Genomic DNA, 26,537 nt, shown 5'->3' on the forward strand with positions numbered 1-26,537 from the left:
TCGTAACAAGGTATCCCTACCGGAAGGTGGGGATGGATCACCTCCTTTCTATGGAGCTCTTATGAGCATAACGATATACACACTCTCAGGTCTTGACTTCTTACTCACTCTTTAGTTTTCAGGGAATACCAAAAAACCTCTTCTATTTTTAAGTAGAAGAGGTTTTTTCTATGTAAAAAATGAATAGATCTCTGGGGCTAATATCTATTCATTTTTTTGCAAGTTTATGCTATAATAACAAAATCAAGATATTGTTTTCCCCCCTTATTTATTCCCCATAAAAAGAGTAGACCTTTGAGGCCTACTCTTTTTGGTGCACTCCTGATAAATCTGATTACAACCTAATTGTCACTAATCCCACGGCCAACAGAACCAACGCCAACTTCTGAAAAGGTGACAACCGCTCCTTATACACCAAAATAGAAAGCAGCGCCACAACCAAACTATTCGTTGCAAAAATAGGGGAGACAATACTTGCGGGTCCATCTCGCAATGCTAACGTGTAAGCCTGCATCCCAGCAAAAGAAAAAATTCCCGAGCTTAGTCCCCAGATCCAACCAACTTTTATCGCCTGTGTCGAACCAAGATTCCCTCGTTTACAAAAAGAATCTATCGCAAACCAGATCACACCCATCAAATAGCTAATAAACAAAATCATGCTGTTCGAACGATCCAATTCCTCTGTAATTTTGAGACCGCCTGTCCGTAAGAAGAATAAAACCATGGCCGTAAATACATATAAATACCATGTCTTATTGCGAATGCGTAAATTTTCGTTTGGGTCAATTGGGATGATAAAGATAGCTAAAACTAACAAGCCAACGCCAATTGATTCGATTAATGAAAGTCTTTCGTTGTAAAATAGCACAGACATGACCACAATAAATAATATGTTGCTGTTAATAATCGGGGAAGTGAGGCTTGCTGGTCCTCGGTCTAATGCTTTCATAAATAAAATATTCCCTGCAATGGACCCAAAACCAATGATCAAGCCGGCAATCCATACGATCGGCGAAGTATCCCATTCTCCGGTAATCAATAGATAACCTAAGAATCCAAGAGTACCAGTGACGTACAATCCAAATAATAATGTAGTATGAGAGCCCTTTTTAGCCGAGCTGACTTTCATCATAAAACCAGCTAATCCGAAGGCTAAAGAGCAGAAAATAGAGAGTAGAATCCACATGGTGAAAACAAATTCCTTTCTAGTTGTAGAATGGATTTATTGTAACCCTTCATGAACCTTTAAACAAATTGTGAATAAAAGAGATGGATCGTAAAGACCATGGTACAATAGTGGCAACATGAACGTCTTTCGGAGGAGTTTTTATGGTAAACGATTTAAAGCAATTAAAAGAAGAAGCATATGAGGTAGTAGGGAAAACGCTTCCTAATGATACATTTTACAATTTCGATCAAGAGTTAACCACGCGGATGCTGGTAGCGGTCTCGTGTATGCGGAAAGGGGCCAAGGACCTCGCGTACCGTCTGTTTGAAGCTAATGCACAGGAAGGTCCACAGGAGAATGCAAATCAGCATTTTGCTTATGTAAGAAGCTTGATTGAGATGGCGGAGATGGATGCAGAGAGAGGCGAATATGTACTGGCGGAAGAAAAGATGGCTGAGGCACTACTGCAGTATCCTGATTCGATGAGCTATATGATGAGTAAAGTTCATTTGGAAGTTTATCTTCAATATTATCGCTTCCAAGCAGGAAAGCATGCATTGGCTGATGAGGAATTACGGAGAGTGATTGATCGCGAAAAGAAGAGATTTACAGGTTATTCCGATCAAGATGGTGTGTCGTTAGTGGGTCCAGGGCTTTGTTATGCGATTCATCAACTTGCTCTGTTTTATGCAGAGGAAGGGAAGTGGGAGGAAGCTTGTGCCACGATACAGCAATCCGAGACGTATGCGATGGAATCGAATCCTGTTATGATCGAAGATGCACAAAAATTTCTTTCTCAAGGACAGGGAGAGGAAGCATTTCAGTTGTTGCAGCAAGCATATATGTATCACGTGTGATCAAAAGATGAGCCTCCCAAATAAGTTTTTATTGTGGTTAAAGTTTATTTTTTCCATGACGTTTTGCTGGTAACTCTTATCTCCATTCGAAAAGGGTGGTAAAATGAGAGGGAGGCTGGATGAATAGATGATGGTGAAACATCCGTGCGCACATATCAAATTTGTAACGTAGGGAGTCTTTAGTATGAAAGGAAATGCTGAAACTCTATTATTTTCTAAGGAAGTCGCCCCTTTCATTATCCCGAAGGAACAGGTAACCGTTGTAAAGCCTGATTGGACATTAGATCGTGCTTTATTAGTCCTGACACGCCGTGGGCAAAATTCGGTTCCTGTTATTAATGATGAGAACCAAATTGAAGGAATCATTAGTAAAACGAATATCTTGGATCATCTGTATGAGTTAAGTCGTGAAAAAGAGAATGAACTTGATTTTTCAAAGCTAAATCAATTTCAAGTTCACGAGGCAATGGATTTAAATCACAGTGGAATCTTATCAAACTCAATTTTTTCCTTTGCTTTTGAAATCCTAATGAATCGGTCCTATATTCCTATTATTGATATACGGAACCAATTTTTGGGAATCTTGACTCGCAGGGTGATGATGGAAAAGGTAATTGAATATTTTCATGGTGAATACTTACAGACATTAGCAGACCCTGTATAGTCATTCGTAATGAGGTAGGATGTACTGGGGAACATAATAGAGAGAACAAATAAGCCGCTTCTAGGGGAACCTAAAGGCGGCTTTCTGACGTTGGTTCTGAAATTAAATGGAATGTTTAGAAGAGGGACGGGTTCCTTGTTGCTGAAGGTCTTGTAGTAGTTGGCGCTTGGAACAAGTATGGAGAAATTGAATGATTTCTTCCCAATAGAGAGTATCACCAGTTCGGTCTAATTCCATTGAGATGTTTTTTTGATGGAGAAGCCAGCTCTGTAGAGTGATTTCCATTAGTGGGAGTTGAAAATCTTCGTAATAACTATTTGCTAGCATCTGTTTCATATCATCATAGACATTTTTAAATACGATTTCTTGAATAATTTCAGGAAGGAAGGGTGCGATCCGCACTTCTTTCCGTTGTTGTCCCCAAAACTTTAGTAGCCTTCTTTTGCTTAGGCTGTGTTTGTAGGAATGGATTCCAATGGACTCTAATGAAGAGGTTTGATAATCTGATTTTTGCTCATAAGCCATTGGCCATCGCTTTTTTTCAATCGTTCTATTCAATAAAGGAAAAACATTTTCATGGGCAAGGTTGAAATCCTGGTTACGAGTGCGAATTTTCTTCATAAAATCTGCCTCCTAGCGAAAATAAAAAAGAGAAAGAAAAAGGATAAAAGCTACCTTCTAGAGAGGAATCTATATCTATTTCTATTGTACATGAATGATGGATGTTCTATTGGCAATGAGTGTGTAGAAAGATTGAATGATTGATGTGTTTTGAAAAATAAATACGGAGATGAAGGAGGAAATCGAACCAAATAAATAGACACAAACCTATTTTATCGAATTCATAGAGAAAAAGATATGAAAATAGTGCACAATATATTAGAGGAATGGAGAAGAATTTTATTAACTCCATTCCTTTTTCGATTGTGATTTGGGCTCCTGTTCTGGCTTTGGTAGAAACCAGCCATTTTCGAGTGGTATGTAATGATCTCTGTTTTTCTTATGCAGAGGACAGAAATCACATCTTCCACCTGGACGATTTTTATAACACTCGATACAGCGAACGGGTTGGTTCATGATTCTGCACCTCTTTGCTGAAGAATAAAAATATTTGATTGTACTGAAATAACATGGGTACTGTGTAGGAGTGAAGGCTATAATAGCGTTAAAGAAATCCATTTTGGAAACATTTCTTGAACTCCTTGGAGAGGTCGAGTAGAATAAAATGAGAATCACTTGATAATCACTCTAATCTAGACTTTGATTTCATCATATCATATCCTATGATATAGAGAGAATGATGCTAACGACGATAATGACCGTTGGCATTTATGATTACGAGAATATATGGTATCGATTTTGATTTCATGGAGGGAATGTAGGATGTCAAATAAACCGAATCTAAAGCTCAAAGATATAAAAGTAGAGATCGAAGGGCGAGAAATTTTAAAGGGTGTAAACATTGAAATTAAGGGTGGAGAAATTCATGCCATCATGGGACCAAACGGAACAGGTAAGTCAACACTAGCTTCTGCTCTGATGGGTCATCCTAAGTATGAGATCATAAGCGGAGAAGCACATCTAAATGGAGAAGACTTATTGGAGATGGAAGTAGATGAACGTGCTCGTGCGGGTCTATTTTTAGCTATGCAATATCCATCCGAAATAAGCGGGGTAACCAACTCTGACTTTCTCCGTAGTGCAGTGAATGCGAAGCGTGGCGAAGGAAATGAAATCTCTCTTATGAAGTTTATCCGTGAGATGGATTCTAAGATGGATGTACTGGAGATGGATCAAAAGTTTGCGACTCGTTATCTAAATGAAGGCTTCTCAGGTGGAGAAAAGAAGCGTAACGAAATCCTACAAATGATGATGCTTAAGCCAGGCATTGCGATCTTGGACGAGATTGACTCAGGGCTGGATATCGATGCATTAAAAGTAGTAGCAGAGGGCGTAAACTCGATGCGTAATGATGAGTTCGGTTGCCTCATTATCACTCACTATCAACGTTTATTGAATTATATTAAACCAGATTTCGTTCACGTATTTATGCAGGGACGTATCGTAAAATCAGGTGGACCAGAGCTAGCTGAGCGACTTGAGGCAGAAGGTTATGACTGGGTAAAAGAAGAGTTAGGCATTGAAGACGAAACGGTAGGAAAAGGTTAAGGATGGTGTCGGCGATGAGCTTAGAGACAAAATTGCAGTTTGATGATCAGTTTATAGCCAAGCTGTCTCAGGATCTTCAAGAGCCTGCTTGGATGTTAGAACATCGTTTAGCAGCTTTTCACAAAATAAATGAGCTTCCTCTACCTAAATTGGAGAAAACCAATCTAAGCAAATGGAACTTTGATCGCTTTACTCCTTATACAGAAGCAGCTCCATTACAAAGCTTGAGTGAACTGCCGGAAGATGTACAAGCTCTTTTATTTGATTCAAATAATGTCTTGGTACAGAAAAATTCATCTGTGGTTTATAAGCAACTCCAAGAGGAGTTACAAGCCAAAGGTGTGATCTTTACAGACTTGAATACAGCTAGTAGCAAACATGAGGATCTCGTAAAGCAGACCTTTATGACTCTAGTGACGAAAGATGCTCACCGTTTGGCTGCCCAACATGGCGCACTGGCTACAGGAGGGATCTTCCTCTACGTACCACGTAACGTAGAAGTGGAAATTCCATTCCAAGGTCTTTTCTATGCGGAAGGTGAACAAGTTGCGATTTTCCCACATGTGGTGATTGTCGCAGAAGAGAATAGCCGTGTGGAATTTGTGGCAAACTTTGCTTCCAAAGGGGAAGTAGCACTCTCCAATGCGGTGATTGAAGTAGTTGCGAAACAAAACGCAAAAGTACGTCTCGCTACGATCAGTAACATGGGATCTTCTACTGTTGACGTGCTATATCGTCGTGCTAATATCGGTCGTGATGCAGAGGTGGAATACATTATTGCCGATCTCAGCGAAGGGCGAGTCATCTCCAATAGTACAAGCCATCTAAATGAATCAGGCGGTATCGCAAACGTAAAATCGGTAGCCCTTGGTTCTGGCGATATGAGAGCGAATATTACTTCCTCAGCGTACCATTGGGGCACGCATACTGCGAGTGATGTAAATGCGCGTGCGGTGATGAAAGATAACGCTTCTTGCATTACAAACAGTATTACGAAGATCGAAAAAGGTGCTAGTAAGGCAGATGGTCAACAATCGAGTAAAGTGCTAATGCTTAGCGACCAGGCTCGTGGTGATTCAAACCCAATCTTGCTTATCGATGAAAATGACGTAACAGCAGGTCATGCGGCTTCAGTTGGCCGAGTGGATGCAAACCAATTGTATTATCTAATGTCTCGTGGAATCCCACGTGTAGAGGCAGAACGCCTAGTGGTTCGCGGCTTCTTAGATGCAGTTGTGACGGAGATCCCTTCTGATAGCTTACGTAAAACGATTCATCAGTTAATCGAGAGGAAACTACGATGACCAACCCGTGGAAAAAGGATTTTCCGATCCTACACCAACAGGTAAACGGTCACCCGTTAGTTTACTTGGACAGTGGGGCTACTTCACAGAAGCCCTATCCCGTGATCGAAGCAATGTCCCAGTACTACGAGGGGTATAACTCAAATGTTCATCGAGGTGTTCATACTCTGGGAACAAAGGCAACAGATGGATTTGAAGGTGCTCGTGAAAAGATACGCAAATTCATCAATGCTAAGTCGGTTCAAGAGATTATCTATACTCGGGGTACGACAACCGCGATCAATCTAGTTGCTTCTAGCTATGCTCGGATGAACCTACAACCAGGCGATGAGATTATCACTACGGTTGCGGAACATCATAGTAACTTTATCCCTTGGCAACAGGCGGCTAAAGCGACAGGAGCTACTTTCAAGTTCTTCCCTCTAGAAGCAGATGGAACGCTTGATTTAGCTAAAGTAGCCGAGATGATCACACCGCAAACGAAAGTGATTGCGATTCATCATTTGTCCAATGTGATGGGAACCGTACAACCGATTAAAGAACTTGCACAAATGATTCATGCGGTGGGCGGTGTCATTTCTGTAGATGGTGCTCAAGCGGCGCCGCATATGAGAGTGGATGTTCAGGACTTGGATGTAGACTTCTATCAGTTTTCTGGTCATAAAATGATGGGTCCAACTGGAATCGGGGTATTGTATGGGAAGAAAGCCTTACTTGAACAGATGGAACCGATTGAATTTGGCGGAGAGATGATCGACTTTGTAGACTTGTATGATTCTACTTGGAAAGAGCTACCTTGGAAATTTGAAGGTGGAACCCCGATCATCGCAGGAGCGATTGGCCTCGGAGCGGCGATTGACTATCTGGAAGCAGTAGGAATGGACACCATTGAAGAGCACGATCGGAAACTGGCTACGTATGCAGCTGAGCAGATGGGTCAGATAGAAGGGCTTACGATTTATGGTCCTAAGTCAGAACGTACGGGTTTGGTTACCTTTAACCTAGGTGATGTTCATCCACACGATGTGGCTACTGTGCTTGATGCAGAAGGAATCGCTGTCCGAGCTGGACATCATTGTTGCCAACCGTTGATGAGATGGTTAAAAGCGTCTGCTACAGCGCGTGCGAGCTTCTATCTATATAATGACGAATCAGATATTGATGCGCTTGTGAAAGGATTAAAAAAGACAAAGGAGTACTTCGGACATGTCTTTAGATGATCTTTATCGCCGTGTGATCATGGACCATTATCAACATCCGCGCAATAAGGGGACGTTTGAAGATGGAACCGTCTCAATTGAGCTGAATAACCCTACATGTGGAGATCGTATTTCCCTTCAACTTCACTTAGAAGAAGGGAAGATTACCAAGGCAATGTTTACGGGTGAGGGTTGCTCGATAAGCCTATCTTCTGCTTCCATGATGACAGAAGCCGTAAAAGGGTTAACGTATGAACAAGCTTTAGAACTTGTCGATCTATTCTCTCGAATGATGCTAGGAGAAGATGTCGACGTTGAGAAATTCCCATTAGAAGATATTGAAGCCCTGACTGGAGTGGCAAAATTCCCTGCTCGCATAAAATGTGCAACGCTTGCGTGGAAAGCTCTAGAAAAAGGGGTAAATGAACATAAATAACTGAAGGAGGAGAGAAACATGGCAGAAAATGTACCTGATTACAGTGATGTACCTGAAATCTCCGATTATAAATACGGATTTCGCGATAAGGATGTATCGGTGTTCCGTTCAAAACGAGGTCTTAATCGTCAGATCGTAGAGGAAATCTCTCGTATGAAAGGTGAATCGGACTGGATGTTGCAGTTCCGTCTCAAGGCGCTAGAGCAATTTGAAAAGATGCCAATGCCGGATGATCTGAACAGCAAATGGTTCTCCTTGTTACCGGGGGATCTAAGCGAATTAGACTTCAATAACATCACTTACTATGTAAAGCCTTCCGAAAGACAAGGTAAGACATGGGAAGAGGTACCGGACGAGATTAAGCAGACATTTGACAAGCTGGGGATCCCAGAAGCAGAGCAAAAATTCTTAGCAGGTGTATCCGCTCAGTACGAATCTGAAGTTGTATACCACAGCATGCAAAAAGAGCTTGAGGATCAAGGTGTGATCTTCTGTGACACCGATACAGCTCTTCGTGAGCATCCAGAAATCTTCCAAGAGTATTTTGGAACTGTTATTCCAACAGTGGATAATAAGTTTTCTGCACTAAACAGTGCGGTATGGTCAGGTGGATCCTTTATCTACGTACCACCAGGTGTGAAATGTGAAGTGCCACTACAAGCCTATTTCCGCATTAACTCAGAGAATATGGGACAATTTGAACGTACTCTCATCATTGCGGATGAAGGCAGCTTCGTTCACTATGTAGAGGGTTGTACCGCTCCAATCTACAGCACGGATTCCCTTCATAGTGCAGTAGTTGAGATTGTGGTTAAGAAAAATGCTCGTGTTCGTTACACCACGATTCAAAACTGGGCTCCAAATATCTACAACCTTGTTACGAAGCGTGCGGTTTGTGAAGCAGGCGGACACATGGAATGGGTAGATGGTAACATTGGCTCTAAACTTACGATGAAGTATCCAGCTGTTGTCATGAAAGGTGAAGGCGGGAAAGCAGACATTCTTTCCATCGCTGTAGCCGGTAAAGAACAACATCAAGATGCGGGTGCCAAAGTAACGATGCTGGCTCCTAACTGTACGGCTACGATTATTTCGAAGTCGATTAGTAAACAGGGTGGGAAAGTTACCTATCGTGGTTTAGCCAAATTTGGTAAGAACTCCGAGGGATCGAAGGCAAATATTAAATGTGACACCCTCATTTTAGATGGGGAGTCGACTTCGGATACGATTCCATATAATGAGATCCTAAATGATAACATTATGTTGGAGCATGAAGCGACTGTGTCGAAAGTCTCCGAGGATCAACTTTTCTACTTGATGAGCCGTGGGCTTTCCGAAAATGAAGCGACCCAGATGATTATCATGGGCTTCATTGAACCATTTACGAAAGAATTACCAATGGAATATGCCGTTGAGATGAACCGTCTGATCAAGTTTGAGATGGAAGGCTCAATTGGATAATAAAGATATAAAAAACACGTCAGAGCTTTGATTCTCTGGCGTGTTTTCATGTTTAGATTGGTTGATTTTGATTCGAGTTTCTTCGCTATTTACTTGAAGCCACATGTGTTAAATAACGTGTCATCAACTCAATAGCGACAGAGATGGCATCTTCGTTTGGTTCAATTTGTGGATGATGGAGCCCGTACGGGGTGTCTACGCCTAGCCAGAACATCATGCCAGGGATCTGTTCGAGGAAGTAGCCGAAGTCTTCGCCTGTGAGGGCTTCTTTGCACTCGATGAGTTGAAATGTGGTTTCTCTACGGGTCCAGTCCATAAATTCTTGGGTGATCTGATGATGGTTATATACTTGGCAATAGTTCGAGCCCCATGTGAGGTCTCCTTTGCATTGGAACGATTCTTCGATTCCGCGGACGATGGACCCACAACGTTCTTTTATCAGTTCCATGGATTCGGCTGATAAGGTGCGGATGGTTCCTTCGAGAAGGGCTTCCCCGGCGATAATGTTTTCTTTCGTTCCGGCATGTAGTTTCCCGATTGTGATAATCGCCGAGTCGAGTGGATTGATATTACGAGCTATGACGGTCTGTAGTTGACCGACTAGTTGAGATGCGGCTATAACCATATCATGGGCGAGATGTGGATAGGCGGCGTGACCACTTTTTCCTTGAAGGTGGATCAAGATTTCTTGTGTATTGGCAAATAAGATGCCAGGTCGAGTGGCAATGGTGCCAACTGGATGTTCGGGTGCGATGTGAAGCGCATAGATTTGATCGGGCTTCCAGCGCTGAAACTCTTCACTTTGAAGCATAGGCTCTGCCCCACCAGGTCCTTCTTCGGCAGGCTGGAAGAGGAATAACAAGTGATCATTTACAGGATGATGAACGAAGTGTTGAATGAGCCCCATTGCAATGGTCATATGTAAATCGTGCCCACAAGCGTGCATATACCCCGTATGCTGTGAAGGGAAAGGAAGAGTGGTTTGCTCGGTGAGTGGTAACCCGTCCATGTCTGTCCGATAGGCGATGGTTTGATGTGGGTTTTTCCCTGTGATCCGTACTAGTACACCGGTTCGCCATGTCTGCAGTTCGAGACGATCCTGAGGTAGGGATTTGAGAAAGGCTAGGATGTATGCTTGGGTTTGAAATTCTTCGAATCCGGGTTCAGGGATCTGGTGGAGATCGCGGCGGATTTGGATTAGGTCAGTCTTCATCGGTGTGGTTCTCCTTTCAGGCTGAAGATGATAGCTAAAAATCAAAAGATGGTTTCAGCTATCATCATGTGTCCCGGGGCATGTATCTGACTACAGCTCAAATAGTGAGCCTGCGAGGATGTGAAATGCAGGTTCGCTCCGTCTATCGATGCTTCGGGCAAGTGGCAAAACTCGCAAAGAACGCGGGGACATTGCCACAAAACGCCCTTGATTCGAATGACTACGCTAAGTAGGCCCACTAACATCGCAGTGGTCAGACACATTGCCCCTATTCCACTTTACCTTACTGTTTAATCAATTGATCTATTTGATAGTAAGCCTATGAAGAAAGCTAAGTAGGATGCGTAATAGTACTAATCGAACAGGCTCTATTTCTTTAGATGCAGTAAGACTTCCCGTAGGGTAGTGAGGAAATGTTGGATTTCGCTCTCTTGTAGGGTTAGGGGTGGGAGAAGTCTGATTACGGTTTTGGCGGCGATGTCGACTAGGATGCCGCGGGTAAGGAGTTCGCTTTGGATGTGAGAGACTTGTGTTGCAGTGAGATGAGTACGAATTCCGATCATCATGCCACGTCCTTGGATGGTGATGATGTATTCAGGGAGTTCCGCTTGTAGTGTTTGTAAACCAGTCCAAAGTTTCTGAGCGGCGAGTCGTCCTTTTTCTAATTGTCCTTCCTCGAGCAGTACATCTAGGACGGCATTTCCTAGGGCCGCGCTGAGAGGTGAGGGAGCAAAGGTGGTTCCATGATCACCGTATCCAAATACGTCAGCTACTTTGTGATTCGCGATGATTCCTCCAAGGGGTAACCCGCCACCAATCCCTTTGGCAAATAAGATCAGATCAGGATGGAGTCCCGGTAAGTCTTCATGTTGATAGGCAAATAGTGAACCGGTACGGCCAATGCCGGTTTGAATCTCATCGAGGGCAAATAACATTCCGTGTTCTTGGCATAGTTGTTGGGCACGGAGTAGAAATTCGTGTGGTAGGGCATGAACGCCGCCAGCTCCGAGGATCGGCTCGAATAAGACAGCAGCAGGCTTCTCTGTACGGCAAATCTCTTCTAGTTCTTCGATGGTTGTCGCTTCAAACACTGGGTAGTTTAACTCAGGGAAATCTTGATAAATATGAGGCTGACGTGTGAGACGGACAGCACCTAGTGTTCGACCATGAAAGCCATTGGTGTACACGATTATGCCCTGTCGCTCTGGAGCATGTGTTTTACTCCATTTATGTATGAGTTTAATAGCGGCTTCTGTCGCTTCAGCCCCAGAGTTGCAGAAGTATACCTTTCCATCTTTGACGGTATGTTTGACAAGTCTTTGCGCTAGCTGAATAGCAGGAGGATTTAAAAACAGATTGCTAATATGTAAAAAACGTTTTCCTTGCTCGACCAAGGTTTCCATGAGGCGAGGATGAGAGTGACCGAGTGTGTTGACCCCAAGACCCGTGAAGAGGTCCAAGAATGTATTGCCTTCCGTATCCGTTAGATAGTTGCCATGGGCGTGTTCAATGGCGATTGGAAGCCGTTTTACTGTATGCATGATAAAGGTTTCATCTAGTTGTTGAATCAATTTCATGGAACGACACCTCACATGAGTTTAAAATATAAATACGAAAAGAAGCCCCGAAGGGCCCTCTTTGCTTACAATTGGCGTAATTCTTGTTTGATTTCTGTTTTAGAGCGAGTTTTGTCATCGATTTCCTTGATGATTCGAGCAGGAGTACCCGCTACAACCACATTCGGCGGAACATCGTCCACGACAACCGCTCCAGCAGCTACAACGGAACCTTCTCCAATGCGTACCCCTTCTAAGACGACCGCATTTGCCCCGATTAACACGTTATCCTCTACGATTACAGGAGTGGCTGATGGTGGTTCGATAACCCCTGCGATCACAACGCCAGCTCCGATGTGACAATTTTTGCCCACGGTGCCACGTCCGCCGATTACTGCGTTCATATCGACCATGGTTCCTTCACCGATCACAGAGCCGATGTTGATAACTGCCCCCATCATGATAACCGCGTTTGCCCCGATTTCAACTTGATCACGAATGATCGCTCCTGGTTCAATACGAGCATGAATGTGCTTGTTTTCAAGTAATGGAATAGCGGAGTTGCGACGATCATTTTCCACTACGAAATCTTCGATTTGAGCTTGATGAGCTTGTAAGATTGGTTCGATATCTTTCCAATCACCGAAAATGGTACCAACATTGCCGTTAACAAATGTTTTTACATTTCCTCCAAAGGATACATTTTCTAACTGTCCTTTTATATATACTTTGACAGGAGTTTTTTTCTCGCTGTTCTTGATAAAGTCAATGATCTGATTTGCGTCCATTAGTTGCATGTGTTGTCCATCCCCTTTGTCATTCTAAAAAATACTGCTAACTTGTTAAAGTATAGCATACTCGATTTTAGTACTAAAGGTTGGAAACGTCATAGGTGATGTGGTTTTTTTAGATGATATCGTTATGGACGATATAGGATTCTTGTTTCGTTTGCTGGAGAGAGTACGTCTTCCGCATACAATGGATAAATTCTTTATCATCGACACCCTCATAGCAACTAGCAAGTTGCATCCACAACTTGGCCTCTCTTTCTTTATACTCATGCTTTTCTGCTAGAGCGACTGCTTGCTGCAAATGTTCGATGGCTTCTGCTGTTTGATCTCTCTTACGGCAAATTTCACCCATGACGGATAAGTTCGAGATCAGGCGCGCTGCATCTTGATATTTCTTAGAAATTGTAATCGCTTCGAGGAAATATTCGTAGGACTTGTCTAGCTCTCCATTTACCATAGATAGAAGACCAAACTGTGTATAAACACTCGCTAATCGTGCTCCATCTGGGAAAGATCCGCGTAGCTTTTGCGCAGTCTCTAATGCTTGTTCAGCTAAATGATATTTCTTTTGCTCTAGGTAGATTGAGCCGAGCAACGTCCAGAGTTCGAATAGAGAGATTAGCTTGCTATTCCTTCTAGCAAGGGTAATTCCTTGCAGGGTGAACTGGATCGCTTCATCGAGGAAACCAGAGCGTTTCGAGAAATCAGCTCGAAGCCAATAGAACATAAGTTTTGTTTCAATTCGATCCACGTGCTCTACTTCGTCCCAAATCTCTTGGATGAGTTGCATGCCTTCTGTGATACGACCTAATCGTTGTAGGCAAACTCCTTTATTTCTGAGCAGGAGATGCCGGATATGACGGCGTTCTCCATTTTGCACCCAGACGTTTAAGCCTTGGTTTGCATATGTAAGGGCTTGAGTATGATTATTTTGGAGGTACGCAATCACACCTAACATGAGGTAGCCAGCCGATTCAATGTTATTTTCTGGATTTTCCCCTTGCTGGACACAGCGAATCGCATTATGGAAAGCTCGCTCTGCTTGACGATATTTCTTTTTCGAAAAATAACATCTACCTTTGTAGTAGTACACTTGAGGAATTAACGGATGATGCTCATCAACAGGCATTTTATCAAGCGTTTGTAGTGCCTCGTCAAACTTTCCTACCTCACGAAGAGTACTAACAATTTGTAGCTGTACAAATAACTCTTGTAGTTCTTGTTGTTCCTTTTCCAGGATTTCAGGTAGCTTTTGTGCAGGAATATTCAATTTGTCTAACAAATAGGTCACTTTTTCTGGACTTACATGAGCTACACCACGCTCAATATTACTAACAGTAGCAGGAGAGATATTTTCATCTGCCAAGTCTTCCAGTCTTAATCCACGTTCTTTTCGCACTCTGCGGATGACTTCGCCCATTTCATGAAGCGATATTATGGACATATTGGTTCACCTCGGTTTTTTTATATAGATTGTAGATCTGAAAAAAAGGCTATAAATAGAATAAACGCTAAATCGGAAAGGAGAAAGGGTTATTGAACATATGGAAAATATGCAAAGAGGTAATCGTTACAATTACACATCGCTATTTTGAGGATCGGGTGGGTGACTTAGCGGCTCAATTGGCATATTATCTGTTACTTTCATTATTTCCATTTTTAATGTTAGCTTTCACGATCATTGGATACCTTCCGATTTCAGGTGCAGAGCTTCTTGAAACGATTCATCCCTATGCTCCACCCTCTACCTATGAACTAATACGTAACAATTTGTATGTTATTATGGATCAAAAGAGTGGTAAAGTACTTTCGATCAGCTTGGTGGCGACTATCTATATCGCCTCTCTAGCATTCCATTCTATTATACGTATATTAAATAATGCGTATCAAGTAAAGCAAGAACGTAGTTTTTGGAAACAGTTATGGGTTGGTTTTTTCTTGATGGCAGGTATTTTAATCGGATTGAGCGTTTCTCTAGTGGTTTCTGTCTTTGGTGAAGTGTTAGCACATACATTATTTCCTTGGCTAGGAGCAACATCCGGCTTCATTGATATATGGCTGTTATTACGCTGGTCAGCAGGAAGCATGATTCTATTTATCGTGTTTTACTCCCTATATATATTTGCACCCCACACCCACGTTGGATATCGACAGGCCTTACCCGGAGCACTACTTTCGACATTTGGTTGGCAAATCAGCTCCTATTTTTTTGCCATCTATGTAGGGCGATTTGGCAACTACTCGCTAGTCTACGGGAATCTAGGTGCTTGGATGGTCCTATTGGGTTGGTTCTATTTAAGTGCACTTATTTTAATCATAGGTGGAATGTTTAACGCAACCCTTTGTCAGATTACTGCAAGAGGGAACAATAGTAAACAGGGAAGTGGGTGAATCGATGCCCCAATCAAAGTGGTTTTTGTTTGGTTATGGGATCGTAATATTATTTTTAATTATACTGTTAGGAAGCCAAATTAGCTTTATCTTTCACCCGATTGTGATCTTTTTCCAAACCTTATTTTTTCCATTTCTCATATCAGGGGTCTTATATTATTTGTTTCGCCCGGTAGTCGATATCCTGATGAAACTTCGTTTTCCAAGATCACTTGCTATTTTAACCATCTATTTAGTGGTGATAGGGTTAATGGTTCTATTTGGATTTTTGATTGGACCGCCACTAAGCGATCAAGTAGAGAAATTAATCAAAAATCTTCCTGCGATGATGGATATCGCACAAGTGCAGTTTGTCAAAATGTCACATCATCCTTGGATCGAGCCTTATGTCGATTGGAATGAGATTTCTCAAACGGTAGTAGGCTATCTGAAAACGAGCTACGCTGTAATCGGTAATAATATTGCTAATTTCATTAGTGTGGTTACCAACATCATCACGGTTTTGGTTACCGTTCCGTTTATCCTATATTACATGCTACGAGAAGGGCATAAAACGCCCGACTATTTTTTGCAACTGTTCCCTGAGTGGGAGAGAAAGCAAGGGATGGCGATCTTACGCGACTTGGATCAAGCGCTAAGCTCGTATATCAAAGGCCAAGTGATTGTGAGTATGTCGATTGGAGTATTACTGTACATTGGGTATCTCATCATCGGAATCGATTACTCGCTCCTCTTAGCGATTATCGCGATGTTTACCAATGTGATTCCGTTTATCGGACCTCTATTAGGGATGATTCCAGCATTGATTGTGGCATTGATTACTTCGCCCGATATGGTGTATCAAGTGGTCATCGTCGCCGTCATCGCACAACAACTCGAAGGAAACCTGATTTCGCCTTATGTGATGGGGAAGAGTTTAAAGATCCATCCGTTGACGATTATCTTGGTATTGCTGGTGGCGGGTAGCTTAGGTGGATTTTTTGGGCTGTTGCTCGCGGTGCCTACTTATGCAGTGTCTAAGGTGATCGTGGTGCACGCGTATCGCTTGTATGCGTTAAGGCGGCAGGATAGGTCGCTTGGGGTACATAAGTAAATGGGTTTGTCTACAGTCTGAAAAGACCGCTAAAAAATCTAGCGGTCTTTATTTTCAAGCAAGTAGATATTCGCACAATTCTGTATGGATGGACTGATTTTTCATCCCCATTAGCAAGTATCTGGGGCTTATGCTGCCAGGAAGAATTTTTTCTACATATTTAGAGAACTCCTCCATACTTGGTGCTTGATCTAGGTACAGCTCTTTAGGATCGACTCCGAACTGAAATAAGATCGAATCGGGATCGTTCTTTGAATCCTCATGAAATTGCTCAAAATGCTTATCTGTACTTTCTTTTAAGCGATACGAAAAAGCCGACATGACGTTTTGTATAGCCTTCACCTGTGTTTCATTGATATCGTAGTCAATGATGGACATAAAAAACATATGTTCATCTGACTTTACCATGTGTTGCATTAACTTGATGTGATACCTGAGCCTACTTAACTCATCAGCTATCGCTTTATCCATGTTACCATCTCCTACCAACTAAGCAATGAGGAACATAATTGCCCATGCGATATTCCGTGCTATCCATTGAGGAAAGCCAAGTTGTGAAATCATAAAGTCAACTAGTCTTGCTTCAATCTGTGTAGTAAAGCGATCTAGTGCATCACCAATCTCAAACGAATGTTTTCTTAGGTATTCACCAGCTTCTTTATTGAGAAGTTTCAAAAGGCTTCCCATGTAGTCTCCGCCATACTTCAAAGCGTAAACCATTGCTGTTTTCTTCCATCCATTTGGCTCAAACTTTTGATGTTCATAAATCGTATTACTTGTAGATTGTGTAACTTCCCCACTACCAGAACTTACACTTTTCCTTGCAATATCCTCCTTCTTCTCCATCACAGCAAGAGGAGCATTCGTTTCGGATGCAAAAGCCTTCAAACTTGTCCCTAGACCCGTCAACAAAACCGAAGTAGCAAGTAGCTCTCCTACATCCCTCGTATTTACATGATGAAGCAACCAATGAAAATACCGTAAGGATAGATCCCATACATCAAGCAACTAGATTCTTACTTCTAACGGCGGATCGCCTACAAACAGTTTGTACATAAGGTCAAGCTTCCTCCTAGTCCAGTTAAATAAAATGATGGAGAGGGTAAAGTCTGAGAACAGGTGATAAGTAAATAAATGTCGAAATTTAGATAAGCGAGGGAGGCACAAGTCTAATGGGAAAAAATATCGTACCCACGTCCATAAAAAATGGTGTTGTTGTCCATTTCGAATTGTTTCCATGTGATGTTTGGTAGATAAATCTTCACTTTCGTGTCAGTTGTGATAACAAGTGTCTGCTCTGTTTTTCTACGAATAGCAACATAGACTGCTTCCGTAGTTTCGTCGGGTAGTTGGGTCGTCCGACGTTCCTCCAGATCAAACACTTGCTTTAAAGCTAATTGATAGCATTTTAAAGCATCTAGCGACTTGGCTTTGATATGAAACCGCCCTCTCTTTATCAAATTTTAAAAATTATTTACTAACATGGTTCCTAGTTACACTCTACTATGTCTGAATAAAAGTACAAAATTTTTAAATCGTATAAAAATTATTTAATCTAAGTAGGTAGTTCACAATAGTGTGTGTACAATCTACTTGTAATTTTGTTTTCTATTGGAACGATGGCTTCAGTCCAATGGAAAACAAAATTCCTATTAAAATGGGGTGAAAAAATGGCACTTATTTTAGTGAGTGGTCGGTTAGCACAAGCAATTAAAGAGGCAAGGAACGCTAGAAAAATGCACCAAGACGATGTTGCAATCGAAACAGGGATATCGTCTGCTCATTTGTATAATATCGAGAGAGGATACCTCCGTGCAGATCAGGACAAGCTTCAAAGGGTTTGCAACTTGTTCGAGTTAGACTTAGAAAAACTATTGGAAGATGAGGATCTTCCAGTTGAAGGGAATCTATCTGAGGTCATGCAACTCATCGAATGGGAACTTACGGAGAATCCTTCGAAAGCAGTGGAACATCTTCGTCAATTTGAAACACAACAAATTCAAGTAGCAGGAAAAACACCTTTGTTAGAGATGAATTGTGCCTATCTGCGGGGCAAACATGCAAAGATGAGAGAACGTCATGACTTAGCAATTCAATACTTCAATTTAACCATTAAGATTGCTAAGGAATCAGGGGAATCATTGAATCATAACCTTATTTGTGGAAGTTATTATGGTATATCTCAAGTGTTACACCAGCAAAACAAGTTACTACAAGCACTCCAAGTAGCTAGACAAGGTGTTAAATCTTTTATTTCCAGCGGTGAAAGACCTTATCTCTATCTACCACTTTGCGTCAACCAAGCTTCCATACTCGAAAAGCTAGACCGCGATCACGAAGCTCTACAATTAATTGAGTCATTGTGGAATGATAGAACATATATGGATTTTTCTGATTCGCGGTTAAACCTATATCAAATCCGGGTGGAGGTTTTGATTAAACGAGGTAGTTTTCAGGAAGCTATTTTTTTTGCTAGAGAAGGGTTTGATCGGGCGAGATTAGACCGAAATATCCATCGTCAATTTGAATTCCTATCTTCACTAGGTGTTGCATTTGCTTCTCTTGGGAATCTATCTCTAGCAAAGCTTTATTTTGAAAAAGCAAATCAGTTGGAATCAAAAATCAATCGGAAACAACTCGTGTCAATCACATATACTCAATTAGGGAGAATCTGTATGCAACAACATCAATATGATGAAGCTATTTGTCATCTGAAACATGCCATTGAATTAGCTAAAGATGATGAATTCCATTTAGCTAAGGCACTTTCAGTAATGGGTGAGTGCTATTATCGTCAAGGACTTGAAAAAGATGCTCATTCTTATTTAAATGAAGCATGGGAAATTTACAAAAGGCTGAAACTTGACCATATGGCAAATAGTGTACTACTATTGATGTCAGATATATCAGTTCGTTCTCAACCTTCTGGATACGATCACTGTGTTCAGTTATACCTCAAGAATCAAATACAAAAAAAGTTACTGGGAGTGAGTGATATGTTTTCATTTACCAATGAGCCACCAGAGGTCTAGGAGTGTACATCCAAGATTACACAATGTTTAAACCTTAATTGTATACACTTAAAATAGAGTCAATTTTTTAAAAAGGTTCTATTTTAAGTGTTTTTAGTATGCCGTTTTGACCGATTCCAGAACGGCTTCAATAATAGTCTAAGTATAATGTTAAAAACATTCGAACTAGAAATTTGGCTAAAGCACTACGGATATTAAGGAGATAGGGAGTGAGATATTCATGATGGTTGAACCTACTTGGAAACGAATTGGGCTTACTGAACCATTAGCAGGAGATTCCGAGACAGGGTTATCCAAGTGCACCAGAACTGTTTACTAAACCTGATAGAGATCCAAAATGCATGGATGTTTTGGATAGCTCCAATTCTGGAATGCCTTCTCAAGAACTGAGAAGGCATTCCAGCTGTAAACAATCTCGATCCATCTATTCTTTTCGCCATTTTCTCGAATATGAATTATAAATAGATTCATATAAGAATCATTTCTCTTAATCTCCACATATTGTATGTAGAAAACAATATGGGAGGCTTTCTTCTATGGATATAAATGAAACGAATAATGTGGAGCTTTCCCCACCTTGGGTCACATATTTTAATGAAATCAAGTACTCAGTAGGGGCTGATCCTGGTGTAACAGTGGGACCCCTTATTCCTGTTGGAGATGTTTATCTTATCATTGTCACAGTATCAGGAAATGAAAAAGCTAAAGCTATTGCTACACTCCTCAACCCTACGATAACCTTCGGAAATGTTGAAGCATTCGTTGTAGTGATCAATACGGATGGAGAGCAGGTTTTTCCCTTACCTTGTCCCTTAAACGCTTTCTTAGTCGCAAGCATCGTTCAAACTGCCTTAACCGGTAATGAGTTTTTTCAAAAAGTTGTCGTACAACCTCAACTACCAAACCAACCAAACGCTGTCTACCCTGTTTTCAAGCCAGAAGTCATTCAGTTTTTCAATGATGATATATCAAATCTATGCAATAATTTTACTGGAGTTGCGGCAAATGTATTTCAAGATGTTTTAAGAAATGAAATATGCGAAGTTTCTATTTTGTTTTCTACTAGTTGCGATGAGGCTTAGGGATCATAGATTTTGCCTGCAGTCAGAAAAAGCTCCTAAAAAGGAGCTTTTTCTGCGTTTATGAGGATTGTTTATAACAGAGCGGTTGATGATCCTTACACTTTATTAAGGTTCTTGAAAGGTAAATCTATACTTTCTCATAATCCAGACTGATACACTAGTCCATAACTAGTTAATAGAGTGTCAAAAAGAATAGATATATTAAGAAGGCACATCTATCAAAAGTTTACAGTGGAAAGGGGCGCACAGCTGGTTAAGTAGATGATCGTGGAGGATGTATTACCACGAAATATTGACATGTTGTCGCTGTTAGGAGGAAATGTACATTGAACTTTCGGCAGTTTGCGTTTAATAACGTTAAACGAAATATACGGGCTTATTCTGCCTATTTTCTAAGTAGTTCATTTGCAGTGATGATCTTTTTTATCTATGCCATGTTTATCTTTCATCCTGATATGATGAAAACCGAGATGGGACGGCGAACTCAGATTGGAATGGGGGCAGCCGAGTATGTAGTTTTTATTTTCTCTTTTCTGTTTGTGCTCTACTCGATCAGCGCTTTTTTAAAAGCAAGAAAAAAGGAGTTTGGTCTTTTAACCATTCTAGGATCGGAAGGAAGACAACTAAAACGTCTGATCTTTCTAGAGAATATGATCATCGGTTCTCTATCAATCATTACGGGAATCGTATGTGGAATGGTCATGTCTAAGGCTTTTCTCTACTTTGGTGCGGGAGTTGTAGGGGTTAAAGAGCTGCCGATATACGTACCATGGAAGGCAATAGGACTGACTACTGCTGCCTTTTTGAGCCTTTTTCTTGTTATCTCTGCACTTACTCTATTTTTTATCAGACAAAATCGGGTGATAGAATTATTACAAGGAGGTATGAAGCCCAAACCAGAACCAAAGGTTTCCATCTGGCTATGTTTATTATCAGTGGGGTGCTTTATTGGTGCCTTTTATCTAATGAAACAACCATTATCGCAGTCAAATATGATGTATATTTTAGCACTTGGGCTTATCGCTACTTACTTTTTCTTTTCACAAATCAGTGTGTGGACCATTCGCTTATGTAAAAGAAATCGTTCCTTTTCTTGGCGAGGAACGAACCTTCTCTGGGTTTCGGAGATTGGCTATAAGATAAAAGATAATGCGCGGATCTTTTTTATGATCACCGTTGTCACGGCAATGTCTTGCACCGTAATCGGAATTGTTCTGTCAATGGATCAGGTGAATAAGAGAGCATTTCATGAAAACCCATTTGCACTTACTTATGCGGTAATAAATGAGAAGGGAGAGAATTGGAAAAAAGAGATCGATAAGATTGATCAAGAGTTGAAATCTGCCAATGTAAAATTTGAAAAGATTCAACAGGCATCGATTGGCTCTCAATTCCGCGAAACTCAGGATCGGTACATGCCGATAATGAAACAATCAGAGTATCAGCGTTTGGCAGATAAGCTTAATAGGAAAAAAATTCCTATACTGAAACCTAGAGAAACATTGGTCATTTCCCATCCTTCTATTAACAAGTTAGATACGAAACAGCTTACTCTAAATGATGGAGGAGAAGTACTTCAAGTAATCGATCAGTTCGTGGAAAAATCGATTCAGGGAGGATCTCTCTTAGTCGTTTCGGATGAAACATATAATCAGTTGAAGGCTTCTAGGAAAGAGAAAGAAGATGTGGAGATCTCCTATTTGATTCCAGATTGGTCGAATAAAGAGTTACCTAATCCTAACTCTCCAGAGGTAAAAATCGGGAAAAAATTGATTGATTTGCATGATCAAGCGACAACACCAGGAGAAGAAAGTGGTTTCTTCAGTTCTCGTGCAGGTTCGTATTTAATGGGCAAGCAAAATAGTAGCATGCTAGTCTTTATCGGCGTATTTCTCGCAGCGATTTTTTCCCTTTCGGCGGCTAGTTTCTTGTACTTTAAGCTTTTTACAGATTTAAACCAAGATCAGCATATCATCCATGGGCTTTCTAAGGTCGGTTTAAGTAGTAAAGAAATGAAACGATCAGCCACTATCCAAATCGCTGCTCTCTTCTTTATTCCCATGTTGGTTGCAGCATTAGAGGCCATTATAGGTCTAGAAGCATTAAAGGGAACATTTGCTGATCTAGGAAATACCTTTCTCCCTACCATGACAGGGATCGGTGCCTTTTTCTTTATGCAGTTTATCTATTTCTTAATCGTTCGTGCTCATTATTTGAATCAATTAAAGCGAGTAATGGTATAAAAGGGTATTACTACAAAGGCGATCTTCTGATTGCACTTCTGGATTTTGGATCAAAAATAACCTAGCACATAGCCTAGGTTATTTTTTTTGCAGAAATAATAGCGGATCTCGCGCATCGGAAGAAGGATTTAAACCAACGTGTACCTCAAAGTGAAGGTGAGGCCCGGTTGAGCGTCCGATTTTCTTAATTTGACCGATATACTGACCTTTGGTTACTTTGGTGCCAACTTGGACGTTTCCGTAGGGGATGGTATGACCATACCAGGAAATGAGCCCGTTGGAATGTTTGATGCCTAAGTAATGTCCAAAACCGCCTGGATTCTCTTTATCAATGTAGATAACGCCATCGCCTGCTGCGCGGACTAAGGTATTTTCGGCACAAGCTAGATCCAATCCACGATGAAAGTGTCCGGGTCTACGTTCATTCCATCTGCCTGTAATGGGACAGTTCGTTGCTACCGGCCAAGTGAGGGTCCCGCCTGTGTACTTCACGTTCCCATCAATCGTAACCCTGCCTGTGAATAGGTTCGCTTGAGAGGCTACCTCATTTACATAATCCCAACCACCGTCACCGGCGAATTTTGAATCCAGTTTATAAATCCCGCAGATGACATTGTCTCCGTACGTATTAACGGTTTCTTCCCCTAGTTTTTGGGTTGCATCCTTTTTACAGATTCCTTTTTGTGAGTCGGCTTCTTCTTTTAATGTTTCGGCTAAATCGAAAATGTAATCTTTAACGGGTGCGAGGTTGGTTTCTCCGGCAAATTTGCTCATGCGCTCAGGAACTTTTTTTACATAGTTTTGAGTCTCTTGAAACGGAGGAACACCATCGTAGCGTTTTACATTGCCAGCTCCAGCATTATACGCGGCTAATGTGTATTTTATATTTCCATTGAAATTATTTAGATGGTTAACTAAAAGTTCTACACCGCGATCAATATTATTGACCGGGTTTTTACAATCCTGAATGGTCCACTTACGGGCTTGGCAGTTAGATGGCATGAGTTGCATGAGACCAACTGCTCCGGCAGAAGAGACGACATTTGGATTAAAGTTACTTTCTTGCTCCATCACGGCGGCGATTAAAGCAGGAGTCACTTGATATTTGCGATCTTTATTCCAACGGTAGAGAGATGACTCGATATACTCTTTATATTTTACGTTAGGGACTGTTCCACCCACTTTAGAAGCCTGTGAAGCGTATTCAGGGCTTTTCGCATGAATAGCCGCTAGGATTTCCCAAGGGATATTGTATTTGGAGGCGGCTTCTTCATAGTAGTCACGAAACATGGACATGGTGGTTGTCGTTCCATCTTCGGGTAAGGCTTGAGGCTTGTTCAGAAATGGGACAACCATAAAAATAGTAAAGGTAATGAGTAGTAGGATCAAAATAGTAGGAAGCACACCCATTCCAATTAAGAGGGCAAAAAAGGAATCTCGGTCTTTTCCATTATTTGGGTTAGTCGGCAGCATTGGCACTTTCCAACCACCTTACCTTCCATGTATCGCCGCTTGGCTTTAATAGGATTGAGATAAATTGAGGCTCTGTTACGGCTTTGTTGTCAGGACCAGTAAAGGTAATATTGGCAGTTAGCTCGAGGCGAATATCTTGTGAATCCTCGACGGTTCTCGACTCCATTTTAAAATCTTGGAATTCCATTTTCTTTGTGTCTGCAAACGGCTCCTTATATTGGGCTTTTAATATTTCGTAGAGTGAAGGGTCTAAGCGATTTTTTACCCTTTCCACATGTGCGGTTGGCTTTGCCGAACTGTATTGATAGAGATCTTTTAAAAATGTCGTGAGAAATGATTCTACTTGAGTTCCTCGTTTTTGTTGGTTTTCTAAGATTTGTTTTGCTTCCGGGTCTTGTTGATCTTTCTTCTTCGTCTCTTCTATATCTTGGGGAGGGGTAGTCGGAATAAGAGTGGGGGGCTTGCTTTTATCAGATGCTGATTGGGCCGCTGGCTTTTCTGTTTCAAAAGGAATTCTACTAATAAAGGTAAAAATGAGGATGACCGTAAAGCCAATCAATAGCCAAAATTGAAGTTTACTAAGTTTCATCTACCTGCTCCTTATCATAATAATTTTCTGCATAGTTAGATTATATAGAAAAAGTGTCGAAAAGGAAATAATTTGTAAAAGGACTACGCCTATGCCGGGTACACTGAAATGGATTGAGAACGATCAGCTCCCAATCCATTTTGTATGCTCGCGTTACAGAGCATTCATTTTTATCACATAATTTTTATGATGGAGCCAGTTTCTCCTTGAGGTCCAGTAGGATAATAAAAAAAGGCTACCTATCCGTTTTAGGCAACCTGCTGAAATGTATTTGTATGTGTAAAATAGCTTTTGCAATCATTTACTGATCGAAAGATTTTGCACCTGCTCTTGAACCCTGTCAAGTAACTGCCTTTTCGTTTCCCAAAGCTTGTCAGAGAGGTTCACCGTATACTCTTCTGGATTTAAGATACGAAGATACTCTTCCCAAAATTGATCCATCTGCTGTTGATGAAATTGACGGATCTCCTCTAGTATAGGTAGCGAATAGACAAGGTTTCCCTCTTGAAAAATGGGTACATGGAGCGGTTCTATCCGATAGTTTTGTATCGTTTTCTTTTTAAATGAGTGAACAGGGTGAATTAACATGAGCGGTTCGGCTGGATTTAGCTCTTCGTTTACTTCCATGATGTAGTCAGCCTGTGCTTTATTTGTTTTTGAATCGATGATGCGGACAATTTTTTTCCGACCGGGAGTCGATACCTTGATCGGATTGGATGAAATCTTCAGCGTGGGAATCCACTGATTCTCTTCTAATCGGGAGACCATCTTATAAACACAACCGAGAGAAGGCTGATCATGAGCGGTGATGAGTTTCGTGCCAACGCCCCAACTGTCGATTTGTGCACCTTGGGCTCTTAGGTTCAGGATGGTTTGTTCGTCTAGATCGTTCGAAGCCACAATCTTCGTATCGGTTAATCCTGCTTCATCCAGCATAATGCGAGCTTGTTTAGAAAGGTATGCTAAGTCCCCGCTATCTAGTCGAATTCCTTTTAAGGTATGTCCTTTCTCCCGGAGCTCTAGTCCGACTTGGATCGCATGAGGAACGCCACTTTTTAGGGTGTCATACGTATCCACTAACAGTACGGCTTGGTCGGGAAACGCATCTGCATAGGCACGAAACGCTTCCAGTTCGCTAGAGAAATCTTGTACCCAAGCATGAGCGTGTGTTCCACTAGTTGGGATGCCAAATGTTTTTCCTGCTAATACATTGGAGGTGGCGTTAAAGCCAGAGATATAGGCTGCTCTAGCTCCCCAGACTGCGGCATCTGCTTCTTGAGCGCGGCGGGTCCCGAATTCCATCAATGTTTCTTTTTCCCCAACGATGTGGCGAATACGGGCCGCCTTTGTGGCAACGAGTGTTTGAAAGCCTGTAAAGTTTAGTAAAGCGGTTTCGATGAGATGAAGCTCATTTACATTTCCTTCAAGGCGCATGATGGGCTCATTTGGGAAGATGAGGGAGCCTTCGCGAAATGCATATAAGTCACCTGTAAAGCGAAATTGGCGGAGATATTCTAAAAATGGGGCATCATAAGATGGAGATAAAGACTGTATGTAGGAGAGATCCTCCTCCGTGAATCGAACGTTTTGCAAATAGGTAATGGCACGCTCTAATCCTGCAAAAACGGCATATCCATTACCAAAGGGAAGAGTACGGAAATAAAGGTCAAATGCACGTTTTTTGGTGTGACTGCCTTGTTTCCAATGGGCGAACATCATCGTAATTTGGTACTGATCTGTATGCAGGGCAGAAGCAAAATTGAGTTTCATGCGGTTTGCGCTCCTCTATATGGCTGTATTTACTATGCTACAATAA

The 26,537-nt window shown here is 41.5% G+C and carries 25 protein-coding genes; 12 read left to right on the forward strand and 13 right to left on the reverse strand.

The annotated features are described in order from the left end of the window. Positions 1 to 334: 334 nt before the first annotated feature. Complete coding sequence (locus J2Z48_RS03205; RefSeq protein WP_307250989.1) at positions 335 to 1,186, reverse strand: EamA family transporter; 852 nt, start codon at positions 1,184 to 1,186, stop codon at positions 335 to 337. 143 nt (positions 1,187 to 1,329) lie between these two features. On the opposite strand from J2Z48_RS03205, the gene J2Z48_RS03210 reads away from it, so the two are divergent. Both J2Z48_RS03210 and J2Z48_RS03215 read left to right on the forward strand, forming a co-directional pair. Next, a complete protein-coding gene (locus J2Z48_RS03210) occupies positions 1,330 to 2,025 on the forward strand; it encodes a tetratricopeptide repeat protein (protein WP_307250991.1) in 696 nt (231 codons plus the stop codon). A gap of 184 nt (positions 2,026 to 2,209) precedes the next feature. Beyond that, the gene (locus tag J2Z48_RS03215) at positions 2,210 to 2,689 is read left to right on the forward strand and encodes a CBS domain-containing protein (protein ID WP_307250993.1); all 480 of its coding nucleotides are present in this window, start codon (positions 2,210 to 2,212) and stop codon (positions 2,687 to 2,689) included. Between the two features lie 102 nt (positions 2,690 to 2,791). Here J2Z48_RS03215 and J2Z48_RS03220 read toward each other — a convergent pair whose 3' ends face one another. Both J2Z48_RS03220 and J2Z48_RS03225 read right to left on the reverse strand, forming a co-directional pair. Beyond that, complete coding sequence (locus J2Z48_RS03220; protein WP_307250994.1) at positions 2,792 to 3,310, reverse strand: hypothetical protein; 519 nt, start codon at positions 3,308 to 3,310, stop codon at positions 2,792 to 2,794. A 282-nt stretch (positions 3,311 to 3,592) separates the two neighbouring features. Beyond that, positions 3,593 to 3,766: a hypothetical protein gene (locus J2Z48_RS03225; RefSeq protein WP_307250996.1), complete on the reverse strand. Its 174-nt coding sequence runs from the start codon at positions 3,764 to 3,766 to the stop codon at positions 3,593 to 3,595. Positions 3,767 to 4,072: 306 nt separating this feature from the next. On the opposite strand from J2Z48_RS03225, the gene sufC reads away from it, so the two are divergent. Genes sufC through sufB form a run of 5 tightly spaced genes read left to right on the forward strand, consistent with a single transcriptional unit; the run spans position 4,073 to position 9,258 of the window. Then, positions 4,073 to 4,858, forward strand: coding sequence for a Fe-S cluster assembly ATPase SufC (sufC, locus tag J2Z48_RS03230; RefSeq protein ID WP_307250997.1), 786 nt, complete (start codon positions 4,073 to 4,075; stop codon positions 4,856 to 4,858). Positions 4,859 to 4,872: 14 nt separating this feature from the next. Next, the gene (sufD, locus tag J2Z48_RS03235; RefSeq protein WP_307250999.1) at positions 4,873 to 6,162 is read left to right on the forward strand and encodes a Fe-S cluster assembly protein SufD; all 1,290 of its coding nucleotides are present in this window, start codon (positions 4,873 to 4,875) and stop codon (positions 6,160 to 6,162) included. Continuing rightward, a complete protein-coding gene (locus tag J2Z48_RS03240; protein WP_307251001.1) occupies positions 6,159 to 7,382 on the forward strand; it encodes a cysteine desulfurase in 1,224 nt (407 codons plus the stop codon). The genes sufD and J2Z48_RS03240 overlap by 4 nt, the downstream gene beginning before the upstream one ends. After that, on the forward strand, positions 7,369 to 7,797 hold the full coding sequence (gene sufU, locus J2Z48_RS03245) for a Fe-S cluster assembly sulfur transfer protein SufU (protein ID WP_307251003.1): 429 nt from the start codon (positions 7,369 to 7,371) through the stop codon (positions 7,795 to 7,797). The genes J2Z48_RS03240 and sufU overlap by 14 nt, the downstream gene beginning before the upstream one ends. An 18-nt stretch (positions 7,798 to 7,815) precedes the next feature. Then, positions 7,816 to 9,258: a Fe-S cluster assembly protein SufB gene (sufB, locus tag J2Z48_RS03250; protein ID WP_307251005.1), complete on the forward strand. Its 1,443-nt coding sequence runs from the start codon at positions 7,816 to 7,818 to the stop codon at positions 9,256 to 9,258. 85 nt (positions 9,259 to 9,343) lie between these two features. Here sufB and J2Z48_RS03255 read toward each other — a convergent pair whose 3' ends face one another. The 4 genes from J2Z48_RS03255 to J2Z48_RS03270 all read right to left on the reverse strand — a co-directional run bounded on the left by J2Z48_RS03255 (position 9,344) and on the right by J2Z48_RS03270 (position 14,262). Beyond that, entirely contained in the window at positions 9,344 to 10,471 is a 1,128-nt protein-coding gene (locus tag J2Z48_RS03255) for an N-acetyldiaminopimelate deacetylase (protein ID WP_307251007.1), read from the reverse strand. A gap of 368 nt (positions 10,472 to 10,839) precedes the next feature. After that, complete coding sequence (locus J2Z48_RS03260) at positions 10,840 to 12,048, reverse strand: aspartate aminotransferase family protein (RefSeq protein WP_307251009.1); 1,209 nt, start codon at positions 12,046 to 12,048, stop codon at positions 10,840 to 10,842. Between the two features lie 65 nt (positions 12,049 to 12,113). Beyond that, on the reverse strand, positions 12,114 to 12,824 hold the full coding sequence (gene dapD, locus J2Z48_RS03265; RefSeq protein WP_307251011.1) for a 2,3,4,5-tetrahydropyridine-2,6-dicarboxylate N-acetyltransferase: 711 nt from the start codon (positions 12,822 to 12,824) through the stop codon (positions 12,114 to 12,116). Positions 12,825 to 12,933: 109 nt separating this feature from the next. Continuing rightward, positions 12,934 to 14,262 carry a helix-turn-helix domain-containing protein gene (locus J2Z48_RS03270; protein ID WP_307251012.1) on the reverse strand — a complete coding sequence of 443 codons (1,329 nt, stop codon included), beginning with the start codon at positions 14,260 to 14,262 and terminating at the stop codon, positions 12,934 to 12,936. A 92-nt stretch (positions 14,263 to 14,354) separates the two neighbouring features. Here J2Z48_RS03270 and J2Z48_RS03275 point away from each other — a divergent pair, with 92 nt between their 5' ends. Continuing rightward, positions 14,355 to 15,209, forward strand: coding sequence for a YihY/virulence factor BrkB family protein (locus tag J2Z48_RS03275; protein WP_307251013.1), 855 nt, complete (start codon positions 14,355 to 14,357; stop codon positions 15,207 to 15,209). Positions 15,210 to 15,213: 4 nt separating this feature from the next. After that, positions 15,214 to 16,302 carry an AI-2E family transporter gene (locus J2Z48_RS03280; RefSeq protein ID WP_307251014.1) on the forward strand — a complete coding sequence of 363 codons (1,089 nt, stop codon included), beginning with the start codon at positions 15,214 to 15,216 and terminating at the stop codon, positions 16,300 to 16,302. A gap of 54 nt (positions 16,303 to 16,356) precedes the next feature. Here J2Z48_RS03280 and J2Z48_RS03285 read toward each other — a convergent pair whose 3' ends face one another. The 3 genes from J2Z48_RS03285 to J2Z48_RS03295 all read right to left on the reverse strand — a co-directional run bounded on the left by J2Z48_RS03285 (position 16,357) and on the right by J2Z48_RS03295 (position 17,762). Then, a complete protein-coding gene (locus tag J2Z48_RS03285; protein ID WP_307251016.1) occupies positions 16,357 to 16,773 on the reverse strand; it encodes a DUF1878 family protein in 417 nt (138 codons plus the stop codon). An 18-nt stretch (positions 16,774 to 16,791) separates the two neighbouring features. Further along, positions 16,792 to 17,310, reverse strand: a complete 519-nt coding sequence (locus J2Z48_RS03290; protein WP_307251018.1) for a YqxI family protein — start codon at positions 17,308 to 17,310, stop codon at positions 16,792 to 16,794. Between the two features lie 161 nt (positions 17,311 to 17,471). Continuing rightward, on the reverse strand, positions 17,472 to 17,762 hold the full coding sequence (locus tag J2Z48_RS03295; RefSeq protein WP_307251020.1) for a hypothetical protein: 291 nt from the start codon (positions 17,760 to 17,762) through the stop codon (positions 17,472 to 17,474). A 210-nt stretch (positions 17,763 to 17,972) separates the two neighbouring features. On the opposite strand from J2Z48_RS03295, the gene J2Z48_RS03300 reads away from it, so the two are divergent. From J2Z48_RS03300 to J2Z48_RS03310, 3 genes are all read left to right on the forward strand, one after another. Then, a complete protein-coding gene (locus J2Z48_RS03300; protein ID WP_307251023.1) occupies positions 17,973 to 19,334 on the forward strand; it encodes a helix-turn-helix domain-containing protein in 1,362 nt (453 codons plus the stop codon). A 542-nt stretch (positions 19,335 to 19,876) separates the two neighbouring features. Beyond that, on the forward strand, positions 19,877 to 20,416 hold the full coding sequence (locus tag J2Z48_RS03305) for a hypothetical protein (RefSeq protein ID WP_370872872.1): 540 nt from the start codon (positions 19,877 to 19,879) through the stop codon (positions 20,414 to 20,416). A gap of 326 nt (positions 20,417 to 20,742) precedes the next feature. Further along, positions 20,743 to 22,659 carry an FtsX-like permease family protein gene (locus J2Z48_RS03310; RefSeq protein WP_307251027.1) on the forward strand — a complete coding sequence of 639 codons (1,917 nt, stop codon included), beginning with the start codon at positions 20,743 to 20,745 and terminating at the stop codon, positions 22,657 to 22,659. A gap of 78 nt (positions 22,660 to 22,737) precedes the next feature. On the opposite strand, the gene J2Z48_RS03315 is transcribed toward J2Z48_RS03310, so the two are convergent. The 3 genes from J2Z48_RS03315 to J2Z48_RS03325 all read right to left on the reverse strand — a co-directional run bounded on the left by J2Z48_RS03315 (position 22,738) and on the right by J2Z48_RS03325 (position 26,491). Beyond that, on the reverse strand, positions 22,738 to 24,132 hold the full coding sequence (locus tag J2Z48_RS03315; protein WP_307251419.1) for a transglycosylase SLT domain-containing protein: 1,395 nt from the start codon (positions 24,130 to 24,132) through the stop codon (positions 22,738 to 22,740). Further along, positions 24,119 to 24,721: a hypothetical protein gene (locus J2Z48_RS03320; RefSeq protein WP_307251029.1), complete on the reverse strand. Its 603-nt coding sequence runs from the start codon at positions 24,719 to 24,721 to the stop codon at positions 24,119 to 24,121. The genes J2Z48_RS03315 and J2Z48_RS03320 overlap by 14 nt, the downstream gene beginning before the upstream one ends. A gap of 297 nt (positions 24,722 to 25,018) precedes the next feature. Continuing rightward, positions 25,019 to 26,491 carry a nicotinate phosphoribosyltransferase gene (locus J2Z48_RS03325; RefSeq protein ID WP_307251031.1) on the reverse strand — a complete coding sequence of 491 codons (1,473 nt, stop codon included), beginning with the start codon at positions 26,489 to 26,491 and terminating at the stop codon, positions 25,019 to 25,021. Between the last annotated feature and the right edge of the window lie 46 nt (positions 26,492 to 26,537).

Source organism: Croceifilum oryzae, assembly GCF_030814315.1.
Lineage (GTDB): Bacteria > Bacillota > Bacilli > Thermoactinomycetales > Thermoactinomycetaceae > Baia > Baia oryzae.

Excerpts from the sequence above, each read along its gene's own strand:
- J2Z48_RS03280 (WP_307251014.1), top strand. The coding sequence starts at position 15,214 with ATGCCCCAATCAAAGTGGTTTTTGTTTGGTTATGGGATCGTAATATTA.
- sufC (WP_307250997.1), top strand. The coding sequence starts at position 4,073 with ATGTCAAATAAACCGAATCTAAAGCTCAAAGATATAAAAGTAGAGATC.
- J2Z48_RS03270 (WP_307251012.1), bottom strand. The coding sequence starts at position 14,262 with ATGTCCATAATATCGCTTCATGAAATGGGCGAAGTCATCCGCAGAGTG.
- J2Z48_RS03260 (WP_307251009.1), bottom strand. The coding sequence starts at position 12,048 with ATGAAATTGATTCAACAACTAGATGAAACCTTTATCATGCATACAGTA.
- J2Z48_RS03255 (WP_307251007.1), bottom strand. The coding sequence starts at position 10,471 with ATGAAGACTGACCTAATCCAAATCCGCCGCGATCTCCACCAGATCCCT.
- J2Z48_RS03220 (WP_307250994.1), bottom strand. The coding sequence starts at position 3,310 with ATGAAGAAAATTCGCACTCGTAACCAGGATTTCAACCTTGCCCATGAA.
- J2Z48_RS03225 (WP_307250996.1), bottom strand. The coding sequence starts at position 3,766 with ATGAACCAACCCGTTCGCTGTATCGAGTGTTATAAAAATCGTCCAGGT.
- J2Z48_RS03240 (WP_307251001.1), top strand. The coding sequence starts at position 6,159 with ATGACCAACCCGTGGAAAAAGGATTTTCCGATCCTACACCAACAGGTA.
- J2Z48_RS03210 (WP_307250991.1), top strand. The coding sequence starts at position 1,330 with ATGGTAAACGATTTAAAGCAATTAAAAGAAGAAGCATATGAGGTAGTA.
- J2Z48_RS03320 (WP_307251029.1), bottom strand. The coding sequence starts at position 24,721 with ATGAAACTTAGTAAACTTCAATTTTGGCTATTGATTGGCTTTACGGTC.
- sufU (WP_307251003.1), top strand. The coding sequence starts at position 7,369 with ATGTCTTTAGATGATCTTTATCGCCGTGTGATCATGGACCATTATCAA.
- sufB (WP_307251005.1), top strand. The coding sequence starts at position 7,816 with ATGGCAGAAAATGTACCTGATTACAGTGATGTACCTGAAATCTCCGAT.
- J2Z48_RS03215 (WP_307250993.1), top strand. The coding sequence starts at position 2,210 with ATGAAAGGAAATGCTGAAACTCTATTATTTTCTAAGGAAGTCGCCCCT.
- J2Z48_RS03285 (WP_307251016.1), bottom strand. The coding sequence starts at position 16,773 with ATGGATAAAGCGATAGCTGATGAGTTAAGTAGGCTCAGGTATCACATC.
- J2Z48_RS03300 (WP_307251023.1), top strand. The coding sequence starts at position 17,973 with ATGGCACTTATTTTAGTGAGTGGTCGGTTAGCACAAGCAATTAAAGAG.
- J2Z48_RS03205 (WP_307250989.1), bottom strand. The coding sequence starts at position 1,186 with ATGTGGATTCTACTCTCTATTTTCTGCTCTTTAGCCTTCGGATTAGCT.
- sufD (WP_307250999.1), top strand. The coding sequence starts at position 4,873 with ATGAGCTTAGAGACAAAATTGCAGTTTGATGATCAGTTTATAGCCAAG.
- J2Z48_RS03315 (WP_307251419.1), bottom strand. The coding sequence starts at position 24,132 with ATGCTGCCGACTAACCCAAATAATGGAAAAGACCGAGATTCCTTTTTT.
- dapD (WP_307251011.1), bottom strand. The coding sequence starts at position 12,824 with ATGCAACTAATGGACGCAAATCAGATCATTGACTTTATCAAGAACAGC.
- J2Z48_RS03325 (WP_307251031.1), bottom strand. The coding sequence starts at position 26,491 with ATGAAACTCAATTTTGCTTCTGCCCTGCATACAGATCAGTACCAAATT.